The sequence below is a fragment of the Dyadobacter sp. HNCC25DJ183 genome (assembly GCF_056895175.1).
This window is the reverse complement of sequence record NZ_JBXHAP010000008.1, coordinates 210,479-229,725: the sequence shown is the minus strand read 5'-3', so window position 1 is coordinate 229,725 and position 19,247 is coordinate 210,479. Positions and strand designations below refer to the sequence as shown.

At 46.9% G+C, this 19,247-nt stretch carries 20 protein-coding genes; 8 read left to right on the top strand and 12 right to left on the bottom strand.

Annotation, left to right across the window (positions count from 1 at the left end; genetic code table 11):
• Window positions 1-330 precede the first annotated feature (330 nt).
• Window positions 331-2,685, top strand: a complete 2,355-nt coding sequence (locus tag AC1XTG_RS20755; RefSeq protein WP_484843270.1) for an ABC transporter permease — start codon at window positions 331-333, stop codon at window positions 2,683-2,685.
• A 1-nt stretch (window position 2,686) separates the two neighbouring features.
• Here the strand turns inward: AC1XTG_RS20755 and AC1XTG_RS20750 are convergent, their stop codons facing one another.
• The 3 genes from AC1XTG_RS20750 to AC1XTG_RS20740 form a co-directional block, all read right to left on the bottom strand.
• The gene (locus tag AC1XTG_RS20750; protein WP_031529117.1) at window positions 2,687-2,878 is read right to left on the bottom strand and encodes a hypothetical protein; all 192 of its coding nucleotides are present in this window, start codon (window positions 2,876-2,878) and stop codon (window positions 2,687-2,689) included.
• 66 nt (window positions 2,879-2,944) lie between these two features.
• Window positions 2,945-3,724 (bottom strand): ATPase, encoded by a 780-nt coding sequence (locus AC1XTG_RS20745; RefSeq protein WP_484843269.1) that lies wholly within the window; start codon window positions 3,722-3,724, stop codon window positions 2,945-2,947.
• A 6-nt stretch (window positions 3,725-3,730) separates the two neighbouring features.
• Complete coding sequence (locus tag AC1XTG_RS20740; RefSeq protein ID WP_056284005.1) at window positions 3,731-3,946, bottom strand: hypothetical protein; 216 nt, start codon at window positions 3,944-3,946, stop codon at window positions 3,731-3,733.
• A gap of 137 nt (window positions 3,947-4,083) precedes the next feature.
• Between AC1XTG_RS20740 and AC1XTG_RS20735 the strand changes: the two genes are divergently transcribed.
• From AC1XTG_RS20735 to AC1XTG_RS20720, 4 genes are all read left to right on the top strand, one after another.
• Window positions 4,084-4,908 carry a DUF4349 domain-containing protein gene (locus tag AC1XTG_RS20735; protein WP_484843268.1) on the top strand — a complete coding sequence of 275 codons (825 nt, stop codon included), beginning with the start codon at window positions 4,084-4,086 and terminating at the stop codon, window positions 4,906-4,908.
• A gap of 112 nt (window positions 4,909-5,020) precedes the next feature.
• Entirely contained in the window at window positions 5,021-5,425 is a 405-nt protein-coding gene (locus tag AC1XTG_RS20730) for a response regulator (protein ID WP_056284010.1), read from the top strand.
• 178 nt (window positions 5,426-5,603) lie between these two features.
• Window positions 5,604-6,029: a VOC family protein gene (locus tag AC1XTG_RS20725; RefSeq protein WP_056286342.1), complete on the top strand. Its 426-nt coding sequence runs from the start codon at window positions 5,604-5,606 to the stop codon at window positions 6,027-6,029.
• A 97-nt stretch (window positions 6,030-6,126) separates the two neighbouring features.
• Window positions 6,127-6,381 carry a DUF3072 domain-containing protein gene (locus AC1XTG_RS20720; RefSeq protein WP_056284013.1) on the top strand — a complete coding sequence of 85 codons (255 nt, stop codon included), beginning with the start codon at window positions 6,127-6,129 and terminating at the stop codon, window positions 6,379-6,381.
• 58 nt (window positions 6,382-6,439) lie between these two features.
• Here AC1XTG_RS20720 and AC1XTG_RS20715 read toward each other — a convergent pair whose 3' ends face one another.
• On the bottom strand, window positions 6,440-7,696 hold the full coding sequence (locus tag AC1XTG_RS20715; RefSeq protein ID WP_484843267.1) for a sensor histidine kinase: 1,257 nt from the start codon (window positions 7,694-7,696) through the stop codon (window positions 6,440-6,442).
• 170 nt (window positions 7,697-7,866) lie between these two features.
• Between AC1XTG_RS20715 and AC1XTG_RS20710 the strand changes: the two genes are divergently transcribed.
• On the top strand, window positions 7,867-8,823 hold the full coding sequence (locus AC1XTG_RS20710) for a 3-keto-disaccharide hydrolase (protein WP_439554936.1): 957 nt from the start codon (window positions 7,867-7,869) through the stop codon (window positions 8,821-8,823).
• Window positions 8,824-8,963: 140 nt separating this feature from the next.
• Here the strand turns inward: AC1XTG_RS20710 and AC1XTG_RS20705 are convergent, their stop codons facing one another.
• On the bottom strand, window positions 8,964-9,365 hold the full coding sequence (locus AC1XTG_RS20705) for a DoxX family protein (protein ID WP_056284021.1): 402 nt from the start codon (window positions 9,363-9,365) through the stop codon (window positions 8,964-8,966).
• A gap of 163 nt (window positions 9,366-9,528) precedes the next feature.
• On the opposite strand from AC1XTG_RS20705, the gene AC1XTG_RS20700 reads away from it, so the two are divergent.
• The gene (locus tag AC1XTG_RS20700) at window positions 9,529-10,281 is read left to right on the top strand and encodes a hypothetical protein (RefSeq protein WP_484843266.1); all 753 of its coding nucleotides are present in this window, start codon (window positions 9,529-9,531) and stop codon (window positions 10,279-10,281) included.
• A gap of 21 nt (window positions 10,282-10,302) precedes the next feature.
• On the opposite strand, the gene AC1XTG_RS20695 is transcribed toward AC1XTG_RS20700, so the two are convergent.
• The gene (locus AC1XTG_RS20695) at window positions 10,303-11,661 is read right to left on the bottom strand and encodes an acyl-CoA dehydrogenase family protein (protein WP_484843265.1); all 1,359 of its coding nucleotides are present in this window, start codon (window positions 11,659-11,661) and stop codon (window positions 10,303-10,305) included.
• A gap of 143 nt (window positions 11,662-11,804) precedes the next feature.
• Here AC1XTG_RS20695 and AC1XTG_RS20690 point away from each other — a divergent pair, with 143 nt between their 5' ends.
• Window positions 11,805-12,011 (top strand): hypothetical protein, encoded by a 207-nt coding sequence (locus AC1XTG_RS20690; protein ID WP_056284030.1) that lies wholly within the window; start codon window positions 11,805-11,807, stop codon window positions 12,009-12,011.
• Here the strand turns inward: AC1XTG_RS20690 and AC1XTG_RS20685 are convergent, their stop codons facing one another.
• The 6 genes from AC1XTG_RS20685 to AC1XTG_RS20660 all read right to left on the bottom strand — a co-directional run bounded on the left by AC1XTG_RS20685 (window position 12,012) and on the right by AC1XTG_RS20660 (window position 19,226).
• Window positions 12,012-13,778: a glycoside hydrolase family 9 protein gene (locus tag AC1XTG_RS20685; RefSeq protein WP_484843264.1), complete on the bottom strand. Its 1,767-nt coding sequence runs from the start codon at window positions 13,776-13,778 to the stop codon at window positions 12,012-12,014. It abuts the gene before it with no gap.
• A gap of 38 nt (window positions 13,779-13,816) precedes the next feature.
• Complete coding sequence (locus AC1XTG_RS20680; RefSeq protein ID WP_484843263.1) at window positions 13,817-14,230, bottom strand: Dabb family protein; 414 nt, start codon at window positions 14,228-14,230, stop codon at window positions 13,817-13,819.
• Between the two features lie 84 nt (window positions 14,231-14,314).
• Window positions 14,315-14,878 (bottom strand): DUF1697 domain-containing protein, encoded by a 564-nt coding sequence (locus tag AC1XTG_RS20675; RefSeq protein WP_484843262.1) that lies wholly within the window; start codon window positions 14,876-14,878, stop codon window positions 14,315-14,317.
• A gap of 440 nt (window positions 14,879-15,318) precedes the next feature.
• Window positions 15,319-16,365: a DUF6807 domain-containing protein gene (locus AC1XTG_RS20670; RefSeq protein ID WP_484843261.1), complete on the bottom strand. Its 1,047-nt coding sequence runs from the start codon at window positions 16,363-16,365 to the stop codon at window positions 15,319-15,321.
• A gap of 42 nt (window positions 16,366-16,407) precedes the next feature.
• On the bottom strand, window positions 16,408-17,748 hold the full coding sequence (locus tag AC1XTG_RS20665) for a Gfo/Idh/MocA family protein (protein WP_484843260.1): 1,341 nt from the start codon (window positions 17,746-17,748) through the stop codon (window positions 16,408-16,410).
• Window positions 17,749-17,861: 113 nt separating this feature from the next.
• Window positions 17,862-19,226: a 3-keto-disaccharide hydrolase gene (locus AC1XTG_RS20660; protein WP_484843259.1), complete on the bottom strand. Its 1,365-nt coding sequence runs from the start codon at window positions 19,224-19,226 to the stop codon at window positions 17,862-17,864.
• Between the last annotated feature and the right edge of the window lie 21 nt (window positions 19,227-19,247).

Sequence of the window (19,247 nt, the reverse complement as noted above, 5' to 3'; positions counted from 1 at the left end):
GTTACATTTCAAATCCCGTGCCAACCGGAATCCTTGGTTTCCTATACTTTCGTTCGCCTGTGAGCAAAGAAGCTTTATAGTAGATACGGTTATACGAATTTTGCATACGATCCTTTTGCGGGCTGGGCTGAATTCAAAATATTCACGCGTTCCCTACTGGACGTTCCTTGTTCATAAACGAACGATTTCAGACAATCAGAACCAAATAACCTACTGTTTTTCAGCAGAATAACATTTGGCCAGATATTTTAGTAAAATCAGCAACAATGTAAACAACAGGTCTTTTTTCTGCGGAAAACATACCCCGGTTTTACTTATCATCTGTTAGCCATGATCAAAAACTATTTCAAGATTGCTGTAAGAAACCTGCTGCGTAACAAGGGATTCTCTGCTATCAACATCCTGGGCCTTGTTGTGGGAATGGCCAGCGCCATTCTTATCCTTCTGTGGATCTACAATGAAGTAAGCTATGATCGGTTTCACCGCAATGCGCCGTATCTCTATACGGCGTGGAACCGGGGAACGTTCGACGGTAAATTACAGTGCTGGGATGGTACGCCCAAGATCCTGGGCACCACGCTCAAAGAAGAATTTCCTGAAATTGCCGCGATGTCACGCAACCATTCGCGCTGGTACGTAACGAAAGCAGGCGAAAAGAAGATATCGAGCGAAGCAATGGTTACGGACGCTGCTTTTCTGACCATGTTCGACTTCCCGCTTTTACAAGGCGACGTACGAACAGCGCTCAGCAATGCAGGCTCGATCGTAATAACCCAGAGGATGGCTGTTAAAATGTTCGGTACCGAGGATGCATTGAACAAGGTCATTACGATAGATAAGGATAATTTCACGGTGACGGGCATTATGAAAGACCTGCCCACCAATACTGCTTTCACTTTCGAATTTCTGCTCCCCTGGGATTACCTGAAAAAGACAGGCGAGTACGACGAACACTGGGGCAATAATTCGGTGAAGACTTATTTACAGCTCAAACCCCATACAAATCCTGCATTGTTGGATCAAAAGATCAGGGATGTTACAATCAGGCATTCTGCGCGCACCGAGGAGAATGAAATTTTTCTTCATCCGATCCATAAATGGCATTTATACTCCAATTTTGAAAATGGTAAAATAGTAGGTGGACGCATTGTTATTGTGCGCCTTTTTAGCATTATAGCTGGTTTTATATTGCTTATCGCCTGCATCAATTTCATGAACCTCAGCACGGCCCGAAGTGAAAAACGCGCCAAGGAAGTAGGTATCAGGAAAGCGGCCGGCGCCAATAAATCCTGGCTGGTCGGGCAGTTTATCGGAGAATCAATACTGATCTCCTTCGTCGCGGGGTTAATCGCATTTGTAGCTGTTGTGCTTACGCTGCCTGCATTCGGCACATTAATTGGTAAAAATCTGCAACTCCCATCCACGAGCCCTGCTTTCTGGCTGGCGCTGCTCTCCTTCGTGCTGCTTACGGGCCTTATTGCCGGCAGTTATCCTGCATTTTTCCTATCTTCCTTTAAACCGATCGAGATACTGAAAGGTACTTTCAAGAGAACCAATGCAACGGTCAATCCGCGGAAAGTTTTGGTTGTCATTCAATTCAGCTTTGCAATTGTACTTATTATTTCTACGCTGGTGGTTGTAAGACAAATCCGCCACGCGCAAAACCGGAATGCGGGTTACGACCGCGGACAAATTATATTTCACTGGATAACGGGTGATCTTGAAAAGAACTATGACCAGATCAAACGCGAACTGGTAAGTAGCGGCGTGGCTGCGTCGATGACTAAAACAGCTTCTCCGCTCAGTTACATTAACAGTGATACCTGGGGAATTGAATGGAAAGGTAAAAATCCGGCTGATAAAATTGACTTCGACCGGTTTAGCGAGGATGAAGATCTGGTGAAAACGGCGGGATTGCAGCTCATTGCAGGCCGCGATATGGACCTCACCAAATTCCCGTCAGATTCTTCGGCTATGCTGCTGAACGAATCTGCCGTCAAGGTAATGCGCATTGAAGATCCCATCGGGCAGATTGTAAAGGACGGCGAGCTGGCGTACCACGTGGTGGGTGTTGTAAAGGATTTTCTAATTGGTTCTCCTTACGAACATCTCAGGCCAATGGTAATCGAAGGCGCACAAAGCAGTTTCAATGTGATAAACATCAAGCTCAGCAATAGTGCCGAAACTGCGGAACATGTAAAGGCCATTGAAGCCGTTTTCCGCCGCCACAACCCAGACTATCCGTTTGAATACCACTTTGTCGACGAAGATTACGCATTGAAATATGAGGATACCCGCCGCATTGCGACACTGACGGGGTTATTTGCAGGCCTGACAATTTTCATATCCTGCCTGGGACTTTTCGGCCTTGCCACTTACATGGCTGAGAACAGGGTGAAGGAGATAGGTGTACGAAAGGTACTTGGCGCGTCGGTGATGAGCATTACTGCATTGCTTTCCCGGGAATTCATGCTGCTGGTGCTGATCTCGATCGTAATTGCGATACCGGTAGCCTGGTATGCGATGCAGCTGTGGTTAAGTGACTTCTCCTACCATACCAACATGCCCTGGTGGATATTTGCAGGCGCCGGTTTATTGGCAATCGCAGTTTCGCTGGTCACGGTGAGTTACCAGGCCGTTAAAGCAGCCTTGCTGAATCCTGTAAAAAGTTTGCGCAGCGAGTGATTTACCAGAGCTTTTCTTCTTTCATGAAGCCGGTTGCAGTCAAAATCTGCATGAGGATGCTTGTTACCAGCATAGCTCTTACCACAATAAACATGGCGCGATAGTCAGCCTGCGGTTCAAGAACGATCACTAAATAGTAGAGGAGAATATTGGACATTGCCAATACGAGGAAAGTAAAAATCTTGCTAATCATGTCTTCCGGGTTTCTACTACGAAGATAATAAAGGAAGGAGGAGCTGTGCAAATGAAAGGGGCTTGTCTAAATGCAATATTTGTTAAACCAGCCAGCGGTATTCGACAGATCCGTTTCATCCCAAACCTTCTCATCACCTACCTTCCGAAAGTGGCCGACGAGCCGAAATGGTGCATTGTCTATTGAGTTATCAAAGAAAAATGCCTGATAAGCGATATCGTTCGCTTGTCGCACGAACCCTAATGATCGGTAATACCGGCTTTCAATGCGATCCGCAGGCACACTATGTCCTTTCTTCTTAACCCGGAGTGCAACACGGTATTTGTTTATTTCGGCATCTTCCGTAGACACAAAGTATAAATAAACTTTGTAGCCCATCTCGGATGCGCGCCTCATGATATCCAAATTAGATTCGTGTGAGAAAACGGTTTCGAATGAAAAACGCCTTTTTGCAGCCAGCAGCTTTTCCCGCAGAAAACGGGCAACAATTTGTGCAAGCCTCTCGCAATTAGGTGGGCGTTTGATTATAACCCTTAGCCCGCTAAGTTCAAACGAGTGGCTAAGCTCCTGAATGTTGAACTTGGGATTCAGAAGTCCTGATTCACCGGCAAAGTCCAGGATTTCTTCCTTTGTACTCTCCACTTCATAAGAAGAAAAGGTAAATGTGCCTTTTCTGATTGCGACGGCAATATCATCTGCATTGACGTAGATACCCAAATAAAGTGGCTTTCCGTTAACTACTGTCTCACCAATTGACTTTATGACGGTGCTTTTTCCTGACCCATTTGGGCCAGCGAAAATACGGAGACGAAGTTCTTGATGTGATAGTGTGTTGTTGTCTTTCAATTTTGGCTAACCTTTCAACTCCTTGATTTTCTCAACAGATCCGTCCGCAAAGCGTTTCACGACCCACCCGTCTGTCACGGTTACTACATAGCCCATGATCTGCATTGCTTCCTTGGCAGCAGCCCTCCCCGCGCTTTGTGCACGACTGATCAGCAAGCGCTTAGTTAGGTATGGATTACTTCTTGAAGCTCGTCCTGATGCACTTTTTTCTTTCGCTTTCATATATCGAAGCTACTAAATTTATCGCACACCAACAGCTACATTGGATCAATTGACGAACGCCGAAAAAAAAAGTATATCAGGAGTATTTTCACAAAAACAAACAATCTTTATATTTAATTAAATTATATAATAGCCCTATGAAAAATCTGATCTTGTTTTTTGTACTGCTGCTTGCAGGGTGCTCTCAGCAGAATGAGAATGCGCAGGACATTGCTTTTCAAGTTGAAATGCCTGCTTCGCCTCCGAAGGTGCCCAGCGAAAATGGGGTAAAACCTGCGTCTGCAAACGATGCTGCGATCCCACGCAAGCTGATCAGGGAAGGTGAGCTTGCATTTGAAACCACCAATCCGGAAAACACAAGAAAGCAAATTACCACGGCCGCTGCGGCAAATGAGGCTTATATCGCAACCGATCAGCAGACCAAATCTCACGACAGGATCAATTATGTGATGCTGGTGCGGATACCCGCTGCCCGGTTTGACAGCTTCATAAATGCCGCCACAAAAGGAATCAGCCATTTTGACAAGAAAGAAATCAGGGTCAGGGATGTGACGGCAGAGTACATCGATAGCGAGGCCCGGCTGAAAACGAAGAAGGATATTGAAAACCGTTACAAGCAATTGCTTGCAAAAGCATCTTCCGTAGCCGACATTCTGGCGATTGAAAAAGAGCTCGGCGCCATCAGGACAGAAATTGAGGCAACCGAAGGACAACTGAAACTCTTGAAAGACCAGGTACAATATGCGACGCTGCAGATTGAGTTCTACACAGTTAGCGGTGGCTCATCGTCATTCATGCAGGAGCTTGGCATTTCTTTTTCAGAAGGCTGGGATAACCTTCGTGCCTTCTCTCTGACCATGATCAGCATATGGCCATTTCTGCTGATCGTTCCTTTTCTTTGGTTTATATTCAGTCGCGTCAGAAACAGGAAGGTCAAACAACGTTCGCCAGAAGAGGTTTAAAGCACTGAAAACTGTCACATAATCTGCCCCAGATCGCTCTATTGTCAACTTAATCTTGGCTTGATCAACAATTGAGATTATTTGATAATTTTGTATCAAATACAAATACGATATGGAAGAAGGTCAGACAGTCCATCTTGCAGATGATGACGAAGACGATAGAATGCTGATTAAGGATGCACTGGAAGAGGCGAATGCAAATGTGAAGGTGGTTGAGGCGGAGGACGGAAAGGAGCTGCTGGAAAATGTGAAAGACTCCGATGACCTTTCTAACACCGTGGTGATGGTGGATATGAATATGCCAAAAATGAACGGTATTGAAGCCATCAAGGAAATCAGATCAGATTCGGAACTGGCTGCATTGCCGACAGTAATGCTATCTACCTCTGACAATCCTGACCTAAAAAAGAAAGCCTTAGCAGCTGGCGCAGACGATTTCTTCGTAAAACCGAACAGTTTCCGGGTGTTGCTGGAAATCGTTAACAAAATCCTGTTCAAGTTTTTGAAAAAAAGCTAGACAGCAATACAGCTGGCAAAACTGGCATTCACGCCAAATACATATTACACAACCCGGCAATCGTTGTCCCAACCGCCCCCCGCGAATGTCCCTTTTAGGGACGATTTGGTTTGAGAAGGCAGCTTAATTTTGGTTTTCCAAAACTGAAACAAAACCTGTCAACCAAAACATTCTCATCATGCCGAAAATTAACACTTACCTCAACTTCGATGGCAATGCAGAAGAGGCTTTTACCTTTTACAAATCTGTATTCGGTGGTGAATTCATGGCTGTAAACCGCATGTCGGAAATGCCCGGAACCGAGCAGCTTCCTGAAAATGAGCGGAACCGCGTCATGCATATCTCGCTTCCAATTGGTAAGGATGACGTTTTGATGGCATCCGATATCCTGCCTTCCGCAGGCCACACGCTCAGCATGGGCAACTATGCTTACATTTCCGTGTTTGCTGACAACCGCGAAGAGGCTGATCGTCTCTTCAATGGCCTTTCGGTAGGCGGCAAGATTGAGATGCCAATGGAAGATGCTTTCTGGGGTGATTATTTCGGCAGCTTTCAGGACAAATACGGGGTGAACTGGATGATCAACTTTCCTAGTCACAGCTGATCCCAATGCAATGGGCTAACATTCTCTTTTTTACAATAGACCGGGCCGGCTGACTGGCTCGGTTTTTTTGTTTGTAGTTAGAAAAAACATCAACAAAATGGCTACTTCAGACAAAAACCAATCGAGTCAAAAAGAAAATGAAGCAAATGACGCTGCGGCACTCAAAGGCTCTAATACCGTGAAAGATCCTGATCAATGGACAACCGGCGACGAACCGATGACAGGCGCACAGCAATCTTATCTGAAAACGCTTTCGGACGAAGCAGGAGTTGAATTTGACGATAAGCTGACTAAAGCAGAAGCTTCGAAAAAAATCGATGAATTACAGCATCAGACCGGCCGCGGATTATAGGCTCGCATCAGTTAACATTTCATAGGATTATTTAGTGGGTTTCGCCCTGTGGTAAGTGTTAATGACTCGCCGCGGGGCGTCTTTTTAGAGGAAGCATCACCACAAAGAGCGTCCCTTTTCCTTCTACTGACTGGGCAGTAATGCGGCCTCCGTGATTGCTCACGATCTTACGGCAGTAAGCAAGAGAGTTACCCTCTGTCTGCCCGCTTTTGTAGCCGGGGAATTTTGAGAAAATATCGAAAATTCGTTCCAGGTGCGTTTCTGAGAACCCTGAACCATTGTCCTGAATCTGTAATTCTACCATTTCTTTCCCTTTTCCCAGCCGGTCTGCCGCGCTGTTTTCCTGCGGGATTTTGGTGGAAATCTCTATCAAATGCGCACCATCTGTTTTAGGAAACTGCATTGAATTGGTGATCAGGTTACTAAATAGCTGCGCCATTTGAAAACGGTTTGCAATTACGGTAGGAAGCGCGCTCACCTGCACACTGGCACCCGCTGCTTCAAGCCTCGGAGATAGCAGCTCTGTTACTTCTGATACCACATCGTTCAGATTCACCGCTTCGAAATTCGTCTCATTGTACAGCTCGGTGAATTCGGAAAGCTCGGTAACAATAGAGGAAAATTGCTGTGCGCAGGTATCGACTTTCTCGGCATAAATCCGGGCTTTAGAAGTATCGTTTTTATCAGTAGCGTCAATGAGCATTCCCGTAAACACACGCATTTTGCGCAGCGGCTCCTGCAGATTGTGATTAGAAATGAAATGGAACTGATGATTGATATTAATGGAATCTGCAAGCTGGTGGTTCAGGTCGCTCACTGCCTGCCTGCTTTTTTCAACAGCTTCTATATTTTGTAAATGGAATGAAATCAGGTCTGTGAACATTTCAAACATACCTACTGTCTTCACGTCGCTGAGTGCGGCCGGTTTGGGATCAATGGCGCAGAGCGTGCCAAAGAACTGTCCGTTTCTCAGGAAAATCGGAACGGAAATGTAGCTTTTGAAACCGTAAGTTCGGGGAGTGTGATGATTGCAGTAAATACCGTCTTCATCCACATTATCGATAACTACCAGCTCGTGGCGCTGCCTGATTTCGTTACATATTGTCGTTTCCAGCGGCAACTCTTCGCCCTGCTTCAAGCCGAATTCGATTTCATCCCGAACGCTGCATGCCAGCCACTTTTCATCTGTTACCCTCGCCACTGCCGCAAATCCCATTCCGGTTGATTTGCAGATCACTTCAAGCATTTTGGGGATTATCGGAATTTGCTCGATCCTTGCCAGGTCGTCAAGGAAACTTTTATCAAGACTCTTCATTATGAGGTGCATTTCTTCAAATCTACACAAAGTCGATCTGCATCAAAAGCAATTCCGGTTGTTTTTATAATAAAGCGCCGGACGAAGTACCAGCTACATTCCAGCAACAGATCGCAAGATTTTTCTGGAAATTTATCCATAAATTGACCTTTCTTAATATTCACAATACAATGATCAAATTATCCCGACTTAACCTGAAAAGGCTTTTCTGCCTTGCATTATCCGCCGCTTCCATTGCCGCTGCGCCGCTGGAAGCAAAACCACTCGCCTCACCTTTGGAAGGCCGCTGGGACATTACCGTGGACAGAGACGGCAAGCCTGCCCCGTCCTGGCTTGAAGTACGCCACTCTGGTACCAAAACATTGGTTGGACAGTTTACCAGCTTCTCCGGCAGCGCCCGCCCCATTGCAGAGGTACAATTTGCTGATGGGAAATTTAAATTCGAGATCCCCCCACAATGGGAGCGCGGTGACAAGAACCTGACCGTCGAAGGTACTATATCAGGCGAAACACTGAGCGGCTCAATGACCACTCCGGAAGGAAAAACCTACACCTGGAAAGGAGTTCGCGCTCCTGCACTCCGCGGAAAAGGAACTCCCGCGTGGGGTACCCCTGTGAAGCTCACTGCCGGCAATGAAATCAAAGGCTGGCATGCAGTAGGAGGCGAAAATCAATGGGTCGCCGAAAACGGTATTTTGCGCAGCCCTAAATCAGGCGCTAACCTGATCACTGACCAGAAATTCGGCGACTTCAAGCTGCACATCGAGTTCCGCATTCCGAAAGGAAGCAACAGCGGGGTTTACCTGAGAGGCAGATACGAGGTGCAGGTAACCGACAGCAAAGGAATGGAGCCTGCGCTAGATCAAATGGGATCGGTTTACGGATTTATTGCTCCGAGTGAAATGGTTGCCAAAGACGCTGGTGAGTGGAATTCCTACGATATCACATTGATCGGCAGAATGCTGACGCTCGTGGCAAATGGCAAAACGGTGATCAGTAACCAGGAAATCCCGGGCATTACCGGCGGAGCGCTGGACAGCAACGAAGGAGAGCCGGGACCACTGTACATTCAGGGCGACCACGGTCCGGTGGAATACCGTAACATCGTGATTACCCCGGCTAAATAATGCTTTTTAGCGTGATTTGAGATTATTATGCCGCAACAGCGGCAGGCAATTCAGGAAGTTGAGCAGTTGCGGGCGGGTTAACTTGCCCGCGCTGCGCAACATCCGGTTGTTTCTTTAAGAATGAGATCAGGTTGTTGATTCTATCTGGATAAAAGCATTCTTTTTACCTGATCATTCCGCAGGCCCAATCCAACCCACACCAGGATTCCGAATACTAGTGCGAAATACAGCGGCTGTCCCGCACGCACCATAATCGCGATTGCCCCTCCGAGATAGCCCGTAATCAAAATGGCTCCCAGCACTGCTGTACGCGGGATGATGTACAATATCGTACTCAGCAGCAACACAATTCCAATACTTTGTACCTGATCCACGGGCCAGCCCAGCTGCGCGGATCCCTCAATGGAATGCGGCTCTTTGATTACTTTCATGATCGCATCAAAAAGAAGGAATAACACGCACAAAGTACTGATGATTTTACCTGCCAATACACCTTTCGAAGACCTGGCTTTTACAGGCTCACTGCCAAATGTTGCTTCCATGATTTCAGGAGTTTGAGTGTTTTATTTAAATGCTTTGACAATACAAAACTACTATCCCCGCGTACTCGGAACGCTGTGTGGATACGGCAATAAGAGGGGGTGTTTGCGACATCAAGTAGAAGATTGCGTGTATCCCCTTATCTAGGCTGTAAAATCAGTAGGGATGAGACAAATGTTTACCTATTACGCTAAAAATGCCATAATGCTGATCCGCTCACTTTTAATTATTGTTGCCACTTCCCTGATTTACAGCTGCAGGAGTGCGAAAGACAGTCCGAAGTTCAATTTCGCAGACGGCGTTTATCATACCGAGCTCAAAGGAAAGAACCGGCAGGTTTACATTGAAAATACCGAAGATTCCATCGTGGTCTATTCCCTGCAGAAAGGCTGGAAAAGAATGGACCTGAAAAGTACCACCATGCAGAAAAAGTCTTATCCGCAGAAGTCAGACAAGGAAACGCTCGGGGCAAATAAGTACTGGCAGAATGGTTTTGATGTAGATATCCTCACGATTCCGCTCAAATTTCGTCCTACTGCTGAATCGTTTCCGAAGCAGTTCAGCAACAATGTAAATGGGGTCGTTTACCTTGGATACCGTTCAGATATTTACCGCCTCTCTTACAAAAAGAACCCGATCGGCAGGGTCACGCAGGATGTAAAGCATTACGGAATTTCGGCGGGACTGATTACGGGTCTTGGCGTAACAGCTATGAACCCGTGGGTTACCAACAATGCGATTAATATTGAGTACGACGGGCTGGTCTGGTCGAAAGGCGTGGCGGTACTGATGGGGTTAAATCAGATTACATTCGGTATCATCGGCGGACTGGACCACCTTCTTGACAAAAACCGCGACAGCTGGATTTACCATGGAAAACCTTATATAGGGCTGGCTGTGGGCTTAAATCTTAATTAAGCGCCACAACCATTTTTGTCATTATACAAAAGCACTTTCACCGGTAATCGCCCGACCAACAATCAGCGAATTGATCTCCTTGGTACCTTCGTAAGAATATATCGCCTCTGCATCGGCTACAAAACGGGCAATATCGTATTCCAGCAAAATACCATTTCCTCCGAAGAGCTCACGTGCGTGATCAACAATGGAGCGCATGCGGAGCGTGCAAAATACTTTTGCCAGGGACGCGTGCTCGTCGGTAAGTACGCCAGTATCCTGCAATTGAGAGAGCCTGAAAACCATCGTCTGCATAGCGGTAAGATCTCCCAGCATTGTAACGAGCAGGTCCTGTACCAGCTGGAACCCCGCAATGGGGCGACCGAACTGTTTTCTTTCCATTGTGTATTTTAATGCAAGCTCATAAGCACCGCGGCCGCAGCCAACCGCCTGCCAGGCCACACCGGCCCGCGTCATCCGCAGTACGTTTGCTGTATCCTTGAAAGAGTTCGCGTTTTGCAGCCTGTCAGTTTCCGGGACTTTGCAGTCTGTAAGTGTGATCAATGCGTTCTGGACTGTGCGCAAAGCCATTTTGTCCTGCATTTTCTCTGCTTTGAAGCCGGGATTTTCTTTTTTCACGATAAATCCCTTTACCTGATTATCGTCCAGATCCCTCGCCCAGATGATTGTGATATCAGAGAAGGTGGCGTTACCGATCCATTTCTTCTGACCATTGATCGTCCATTCATCGCCATTTCTTTTGCAGGTAGTGGTCAATCCGCCAGCCGCACCCGAGCCGACTTCCGGCTCGGTTAACCCGAAAGCGCCGATAACCTGCATTTTCTGCATGATGGGCAGCCAGTATTGCTTTTGTTCTTCGGAGCCGCAGAGGTAGATAGAACCCATCGCGAGTCCGCTATGCACACCGAAAAATGTGGAAATGGATGAGTCAATACGCGCCATTTCCATAGCGATAAAGCCTTCCAGCAATGCCGACTTCCCGGCACAACCGTACCCTTTATAGGTCAAACCGCAGATATCCAGCTTCGCCATTAATGGAATAATGTGCATTGGAAACTGGGCATTGTTCCAATAGTGGTTTGCAATGGGCTTGATCTCTGTTTCCGTGAACTCACGCACTTTCAGCTGGATCAGCTTTTCTTCGGGTTGCAGCGTATCAGTCAGTTCATAAAAGTCCCCATTTACAACCGGCAGTGCCTTTTTCTTACCCGAACCTGCCTGCATGAATTTCAACATTTTCCCCAGATCCTCCTCGCTCATTTTTGAAACAACTCCCATCAGCTGGTTCAAGTCAACTTTCCTGGAAAGTTTGTTCAATGCGGCAATGTCAATGTTTTTCAACAAGTTCCGGATCTGCGAAAATGATTCAAGCATACTCATAAGCTGGATGTGTTGTAAAATGAATATTGTAGTACTTTGAATGAAGGTTGTTACGACCAATCTTTTTCATTCCCCTAAATTTCCGCGCCGTCGCGTATAGGCAGGAATGAATTTTGCTAAATACATGAAAAAGCAAACAAACTATGAACGCGCAAGAAAAAGAAAACGAAAAGGATATCGAAGGAAGCTCACCATCACGTCCGGGACCAAAAGGCGAAGCGAAGCACGAAGATGATAGCGCCAAACCTCAAAAAACGCTGAAAAAAGAAGCGATCAAAGAATCGGAAGAGGAAAATATGACAGGCAAGAAGGGTTATAATGAAACCCCACCTACTGTTCCCGTCAAATAACTACTTTTCCATTAATGCCTCTATTGCTGCCGACAGATAAACCATTGGCGCATTCCAGTTGATTGCTATTTCATTGGATGCATAGGAACAATCGTCGTCCGTAAAGGATTCGTCGGCAAACTTACTGGTATAAGTAGTGCATTTATCCTGCTGCCCCGGGTTCGGCCCGCCAGACAAAAGTCCGGGTACCGGATCGGCGATCCCGTCGGCAATGGACAGGCGATGATGCGGGTGCATTACTTTTTTTGATCCAAAACCTGTCAAGAAACAGTAGGTAGTGGCATTCCTGCCCAGCAGGTAGTCGAGGTTACCAAGCGCGGCTAGCAGGTACTTCCTGTCTTTCGTGAGCTTGAATGTGTAGAGTAATGCAATTCCCTGATTAGCCGCCACAGAGCTGCTGCCCCACGAATAATCCTTTGCATTCTTGCCCATTACCGTGTTGTAAGGCTGTTTTTCGAGTTCTTTCAAAAGCTCGTCGGAGAATGCAGTAACACTCTTTCTTACGGGATCCACAACCGCCGCTTCTGTTTTAAGATCCTCGGCCGTACGCAACAGCGTATAGTATCCCAGCGCCTGTACCATACTCCATGTAGGCAGCGGCATAGGCACCCCGAATTTCATGTCCACACCTTTGAGATAGTCTGCTTTTCCTGTGGTTGCATACATTTCACTGGCCGCCCAGATCCATTCATCGGCTGCACTTCTGTCTCCGTAGGCGCCTGTAACTATGTCCGGATCAAATTTTGCATTGATCTCATTTTGATTATAGTATACATCGGGGTTCTTTTTAGCCCATTCCCAGCCTTTCACAGCGGCTACCAGACAGGAGTCGGAAAGTCCCGGCAGTTTGTTTTCAAAGTTCTTGAAAATACGTCCGGCCTGCGCCATAACGGCAACAAAGTCAAGGGTAGCAACCGTATTTTTCTGAACTACGTATCTCGGCTTGTCGGCTGCATCGGGCATGATCATTCCGTCAAAACGCGGATTAGTCAGCTTGTGGTACACTCCCCCATCGGCGGGATCCTGCATAGCCAGCATCCACCTCAGGTTGTATAGCACCTCGTCAAGCAGGTCGGGTACCGAGTTGTTGCTTTCGGGAATGTTGGTGTTAAAATTTTCAAAATAGAGTGGAAAATCTTCGTACAGCGACAGCAAAGTGCCCACTGTAATGCCCGAATTGACGATATACTTATTGTAATCACCGGCATCATACCAGCCCCGCGGAGCACTGATCACGAAATTCTCAGGCCTGTCCCCGGATACTGCCGAAGGATGAATGAGCACTTTGGTGTCGGGGTGGCCCGCCGGTCTCGCCCATTTACCGGCATATTTTTCGGGTAAATCGACGGACACACGCTGGTAGTAAAAGCCCTTTAATGAAGCTTGCGCCACACCTTTATGAACATTCTTCTTAATCTCAAAAGGGGCAGACTTCACTGTTCCCGAAAGCGCGATCACGTACTTTCCGGGCTTGACAACACTTGTGAAATCGGCAGGCCGGGTCACTTTCCCAGAATGCTGACTGGTAAGCTGCGGCCCGAGTTTACCTTTAAAAACCACTTTGCCCGAGCTTGCATTAAGCACACTGAAGTCGGTATACTTGTCGCCCGAAACGATCGCCAGCTTGGGACCATTCGGATAAAAACCCACCTGATTAAGGCGGATCTCGTCACTTGTATGCTGGGCAAAAAGAGGTTTCTGAACCTGCACAACAGAAAGGATCATTGAAATTGTGCAGATCCTGGACAAGAACGTTTTAAAGATCATGAAGGTGAAGTTTTGTAGCTAAAAGGCTCCTTTTGCAGTTACCCTACTTTCTTCGGGCCAACTGAATCGTACACCACCACCTTTTCCCATAAATGTGAATACTCTTTGATAAAGTCGAGGTGGATCGGGTGGGTTTGGTATATCTCTTCCTCAATGATGTTTTTGAAAAAGCACATCCACGAAAATGTATAATCGCGAACGATCACAGAACGGCTTGTCTCGGCGGGCTTGCCGATGTGCACATATTGAATGGTAGGTACTTTCGCCAGTTTGTGTAATCCTTCCAGCAGCTTCGCCTCATCCTGGGCGTTGTTAGGGTCTTTGAGATAAAAGAATACGTGATGAATGAAAAGCTCTTTAGTCCTTTCCGGCTCGGCAGCCAGGGGCGAAACAGATGCCAGCGAAGCCAGGCTTACATTCTGAATGAATTTGCGTCTTGAATTGTCTTTCATATACTGGAAGGAAATGCGGTCGGTTACTGCAATAAGCGAGTTTTGGAAGTCAAGAATACGACTTCTTCCGTCCCTATCAAAGTACTAGGACTCTGCCTCCATTTCCTGCGCTAGCCTGACAAGCTCCGTAACTGTCTTCCAGTTCCGGGTAGTTGCCGTGACTTTCAGCTTGTTTTCAAAAAAGTTATTGGTCAGTTTCGTCCGTCCATACCCCTCAGGACAGAAAACATAGATGGTTTCGCCTACAAGCATAAATTCATCAGGCAAGAACTTACCAGGGTCAATCTTGGCCAGTTGCCCGGAATCGGGGAGTTGGTACAGGAATGTCGCGTGCAGCTTGGCGACATCCTCATTCCTTTCATTGATAAACGGGTTACCTTGCAGAACTGCCTTTAAAGTTGGCAGACTGACCACAAGTGTTTCTACCTGAAAGTCGAAAACACGCTTGATCCCCGCGCTGATTTCCGCTGCGAGCTCCTGCTCAGACGTACCTTTACCACTAAAAAGTACGTTCCCGCTTTGTATATACGTCTTAACATTTCCCAAGCCGAGCTCTGTGAAAAGCTGCGCAAGAGCGGGCATTTTGATCATATTCTTCCCGCTCACGTTAATTCCCCGGAGCATCGCAATGTAGATTTGTGAAGGCATTTTTAGCTTTTACTTTTATCAAACGAAAAAGGAAATTGGCTTAAAGTCTCTCTCATTTGAATTTGCTTCTTTTCTAAATTCGTCTGCACCGGCTTTTCAATCTGACTTTCGTGACCGATTTCAAGAAAAGTATCTGGAATTGGATTTCTTTTGATAAGCTCACGAACCTCTTCCGCCTTTCTCTTGAAATGGTCGCTGATAATTCTTTTCTTCTCAGAAGCACTAATTTCCGACTTTCCTACCTAGTCTTGCTTTTCACCGGTTTGCTCATTTATCTGTAAGTTTAACTAATCTAATCATTCCACGCGAGAGATCAAAAAGCCTCGTAGTTAGATTTTTGCGGATCGCACTGAATGATACTCTCGTTGCCGAATGCGATATTCAACAAAAAAGCCCCGGCATAACCGGAGCTCTTGTTAGTTATTTCTGCAAGATAAACGCTATTCTGTTTTCGCGTAGGCTGCTGCGAGGTCATTCAAGGTAGCATCTTTCAAATGCTCGGAAGCAATTACTATACGGTAGCGAAATGTAGTAGACTCGCCCTTTTTAAGTTTGAAATTCAGCACTTCCTTTCCGTCGCTCAAAGCCTTCATACCAAGCGGATTTACAGCAAATAAACCGTAGCCACGAGCGTGCCAGTAAGCAGGGTAACCCACGTTCTTGGGGTGATCAATGATTGCGACACTGATGTTTTCGTCTTTGATCTTGCCGGTCAGGTTGCACCAGATAGCTCGCTTGCCCCACACAGCTTCTCCCTCAATTCCATTGCTGTTGCGGTAGTTGCCGGTAATTCCCTCATTGTTCATGACAGGTACCTTGGTGGCAATGCCGCTTGCATCCGTAAAAATCTCCGGCTTGTTGGAAGGAAGTTCCAGTTCGCGCGCCACACGGATCGCGTACATTCCGTCCTTGATGTCGGGCATCGCAACTTCATCCAGTACAGCAGTCAATGTAGTACTGCGGTCGATCAAACGGTGGTCGCCTTTGCCACTGAAAGTATATTTGGTAACTTCTTTCAAAGTGAGCGTACCGTTTTTATCAACCCAGTCGGCGGTAACAGTCAGTTCGCCTTTGTCTTTGCCCCCTTTTGCCGAAGTAATGCCGGTATGCAGTATCGTACCATAAGCACGTTTTGCGTGGTCTACCGCATCTGAATTATTCCAGTAATCATTTCCGTTCACATCTTCGTAATTCAGCCAGATCCCCACATGATGCGGGTGATCTACCCGCTCGCCGGCACGCGGATCGAGCGGCCAGCCTCTTGTGATGACCGTACCTTTGGCCGTGTGAACAGGATAAAGAACCGCCTTTTTCAGGACACTTTCACCCGGATAATAGTAAGAGGTAAAAGGCTTACCGTCGATTTTCACATCCACTTTCTTCTCCTTCTCATTTCTGATCAGGTCTACCTTTTGAGCGCTTGCCACGCCGGCGAGTGCGGTTAACGAAAGTGTTGCCAGTATTAAACCCGTTTTTTTAAATTTCACCGTCAATGCATTTAAGTTGTTGAAACCAAAACAGACCAATACCTAGCTTAAAACGATCTCCTTTTTCTTGTTATCCCAGCTTACACGTTTGCCTGTGTGCAGCGCCTGTGTCGCCATAATGTTCGCAACAGAGTGGTTGAACCCAACCCGCGCCGGCGCATTTGACTCTTTGCGGCTGCGGATACATTCCATCCAGTTGCGCATGTGCAGGGAAGTCATCGGATCGGCGCCAGTATTGGCATCTGTCGCGATCTTATCGCCTGTTTTTAAGGACATTTCAGGAAGGAGGTTGGCTTCTAATCCCATTGACTTAGCATCTTTCGCCTTCAAGCCGCCTTCCGGTGTGATCTTGTTGGTATCCAGGTTAATCATACCACCATTTGAGTAGTAATATTCCTTCACCCCTCCTGCTTCATTGTTGAAACGGGAAGAATAGATCACCTGGAATCCTTTGCTTTTATCGTCAAAAGGTCCGTACTCGAATGCGGCGCTGAACGTATCTACATTCGTGCGGCCGTCTTTCCAGGTATAGATCCCGCCATTTGCCACCACATTTCGCGGCGCATCCAGGCCTGAGAACCAGTGTACAGTATCAATCTGGTGCGCCATCCATTGTCCGGGGATACCAGATGAATATGGATAGAAAAGGCGGAATTCAAGATAGTAGCGGGGGTTCCACTCTACCTTCGGGCGGTTCATCAAAAATCTAGTCCAGTCTGTATCTTCTTTTCTGATCTGGGATACCAGCTCTTTTCTCCTCCACCTGCCAGGCTGGTTTACATTCCAAGTCATTTCCACCGTAGTAATGTCACCGAATTTTCCGGATTTGATATATTCATAAGCAGCCCAATAGTTGGGTGCGCTGCGGCGCTGTGATCCCACCTGTACAATTTGCTTGGAAGCCTCCACTGCTTTCAATGCCACTTTCGCGTCTTCGAGTGTTTCGGCAAAAGGTTTTTCCACATACACATCGCGGCCCGATTTCACTGCTTCGGCGCAATGCAATGCATGTTGAAAATCGGCAGTACTGATGATGACGGCATCCACATCCTTGCGGGCCAGCAATTCTTCATTATTGCGCGCTTTTACGAACTCATTGGAAGCATAAGGTTTGCCTTTCATGAAAGCTTCTGCCTCGTCGCGGCGGCGGTTCCAGAGATCGGACACACCCATGAACTCGAAATTCAATTCTTTGGCATGATCAGAAAAGCTGGGTGCCAGTGAGCTGCGAAAACGGTCTGAAAACCCTATGATACCAACACGAACGCGGTCATTCGCGCCAAGGATACGACGGTAGCTGGCTGCACTGAAAGCATTCGCACCGACGGCCACACCCGCAGATGCCAGTGCTGTATTTTTGAGAAATTCCCTTCTGCTTGTCATTTTATTAAAAGGTTAATTTTAATTGTCAGATCCGATTGCGACGGCAATCAGTTGTAAATAGGACTTGTCAGATTATCTACTGTAATTTTCAATCTTTTTTCAAACCGTCATTTTCAAAGCTCACGCACTTTCAAACTGCGGAAAGAAACATTGTCGCCATGATCCTGCAACAGCAGATTTCCCTGCTGCGACATTCCGAATCCTTCGAAATTTTTGAATTTGGAGCTCATTACAAAATCCTTGAACTGCGGCGAGCCACGCACATATTCCACCACTTTGTACCCGTTGAGAAAGTGCTGCACGATACCATCTTTTTGCACCACAATGCGCCCCTGGTTCCATTCACCAATCTTCTTAACAGCGTTTTTAGGTCTGTCGGCGGGTATCACATCGTAAAAAGAAGCGATGGTACGGTTGCCATTTTTACCCAGTTTCGCGTCGGGATGTTTTTCATCGTCGAGTACCTGGTATTCGCAGCCGATCCCTGATTTCCCTTTGGAATTGAATTTCTGGTCTACAAAATACTTTACGCCGCTGTTGGCTCCTTCGGTCAGCTTAAATTCAAATTCAAACTCGAATGCAGGACCGTACAGCTTTTTGGTAACAATGTCATTTCCAGTCTCTGATCCGTCTGACTTCGAGATTGTGATTGTACCATCATTGTAGCCCCAGCGCTTGGACGGGAAGTCGGTGCCACCGTAAGAGCGCCATTGATCCGCTGACTTTCCATCGTATAACAATGACCATCCCTGCGCCTTTTCCGCAGCATCCAGTGCGTTCGGGATCAGGTTCACAATGCGGATGTTGGAAGCGGGACTTGGTTTCAGGTTCGTGGTTTGAATGCGGACATTCTTCCAGCTTACCTGCGTACCTTCCAGATCCTTACTTCCAATGGAATGCACCTGCAGACAAATGAAGCCGCTCGGCGTCACATCATCGATCACGTGCGCCACAGCTACACCGTTCAGAAAGGTCCGGATAGAATTTCCGATGGCCTCAATACGGTATTTGTTCCATTGCTCCTTCTTGAAGGCCGTTTTTGCATCCGGATTCAGGTCGAGCGGGTACAGCCAGCCACGGCGGGCCTCATCATAAATCCCGGCTGAATACGCCCGGTCGCTCGGGTCAATTTCAACCTGATATCCGTGAACGCGGCCATTCTGGTAATCCGGCTTTGACAAACTTCTGATCTGTATCCCGGAGTTCAGCTTGTTATCTACCTTCACATCCACTTCCAGGATAAAGTCACCATAATCTTTTTCGGTTGTGAGAAAAGAATTCGGTGTGCCCATTACAGAAGTGCCCACAATGGCGCCGTCTTTTACTTCGTATTTAGCCTGTCCATTCAGTTGCTTCCAGCCGGTAAGGTCTTTCCCATTGAAGAGATTCTGCCAGCCGCCCTTTGTTTTCTGAGAGAATGCGGGCGAGAATGCAGCCAGCGAAAGCAGCCCGATGAAGGCGATTTTGATTTTTTTCATCTTAAAAAAGGAATTGTTGTA

Bases quoted from the DNA above. Each gene is read 5' to 3' on its own strand.
- AC1XTG_RS20755 (WP_484843270.1), top strand. From the start codon at position 331: ATGATCAAAAACTATTTCAAGATTGCTGTAAGAAACCTGCTGCGTAAC.
- AC1XTG_RS20750 (WP_031529117.1), bottom strand. From the start codon at position 2,878: ATGATTAGCAAGATTTTTACTTTCCTCGTATTGGCAATGTCCAATATT.
- AC1XTG_RS20740 (WP_056284005.1), bottom strand. From the start codon at position 3,946: ATGAAAGCGAAAGAAAAAAGTGCATCAGGACGAGCTTCAAGAAGTAAT.
- AC1XTG_RS20735 (WP_484843268.1), top strand. From the start codon at position 4,084: ATGAAAAATCTGATCTTGTTTTTTGTACTGCTGCTTGCAGGGTGCTCT.
- AC1XTG_RS20730 (WP_056284010.1), top strand. From the start codon at position 5,021: ATGGAAGAAGGTCAGACAGTCCATCTTGCAGATGATGACGAAGACGAT.
- AC1XTG_RS20725 (WP_056286342.1), top strand. From the start codon at position 5,604: ATGCCGAAAATTAACACTTACCTCAACTTCGATGGCAATGCAGAAGAG.
- AC1XTG_RS20720 (WP_056284013.1), top strand. From the start codon at position 6,127: ATGGCTACTTCAGACAAAAACCAATCGAGTCAAAAAGAAAATGAAGCA.
- AC1XTG_RS20715 (WP_484843267.1), bottom strand. From the start codon at position 7,696: ATGAAGAGTCTTGATAAAAGTTTCCTTGACGACCTGGCAAGGATCGAG.
- AC1XTG_RS20710 (WP_439554936.1), top strand. From the start codon at position 7,867: ATGATCAAATTATCCCGACTTAACCTGAAAAGGCTTTTCTGCCTTGCA.
- AC1XTG_RS20705 (WP_056284021.1), bottom strand. From the start codon at position 9,365: ATGGAAGCAACATTTGGCAGTGAGCCTGTAAAAGCCAGGTCTTCGAAA.
- AC1XTG_RS20700 (WP_484843266.1), top strand. From the start codon at position 9,529: ATGAGACAAATGTTTACCTATTACGCTAAAAATGCCATAATGCTGATC.
- AC1XTG_RS20695 (WP_484843265.1), bottom strand. From the start codon at position 11,661: ATGAGTATGCTTGAATCATTTTCGCAGATCCGGAACTTGTTGAAAAAC.
- AC1XTG_RS20690 (WP_056284030.1), top strand. From the start codon at position 11,805: ATGAACGCGCAAGAAAAAGAAAACGAAAAGGATATCGAAGGAAGCTCA.
- AC1XTG_RS20685 (WP_484843264.1), bottom strand. From the start codon at position 13,778: ATGATCTTTAAAACGTTCTTGTCCAGGATCTGCACAATTTCAATGATC.
- AC1XTG_RS20680 (WP_484843263.1), bottom strand. From the start codon at position 14,230: ATGAAAGACAATTCAAGACGCAAATTCATTCAGAATGTAAGCCTGGCT.
- AC1XTG_RS20675 (WP_484843262.1), bottom strand. From the start codon at position 14,878: ATGCCTTCACAAATCTACATTGCGATGCTCCGGGGAATTAACGTGAGC.
- AC1XTG_RS20665 (WP_484843260.1), bottom strand. From the start codon at position 17,748: ATGACAAGCAGAAGGGAATTTCTCAAAAATACAGCACTGGCATCTGCG.
- AC1XTG_RS20660 (WP_484843259.1), bottom strand. From the start codon at position 19,226: ATGAAAAAAATCAAAATCGCCTTCATCGGGCTGCTTTCGCTGGCTGCA.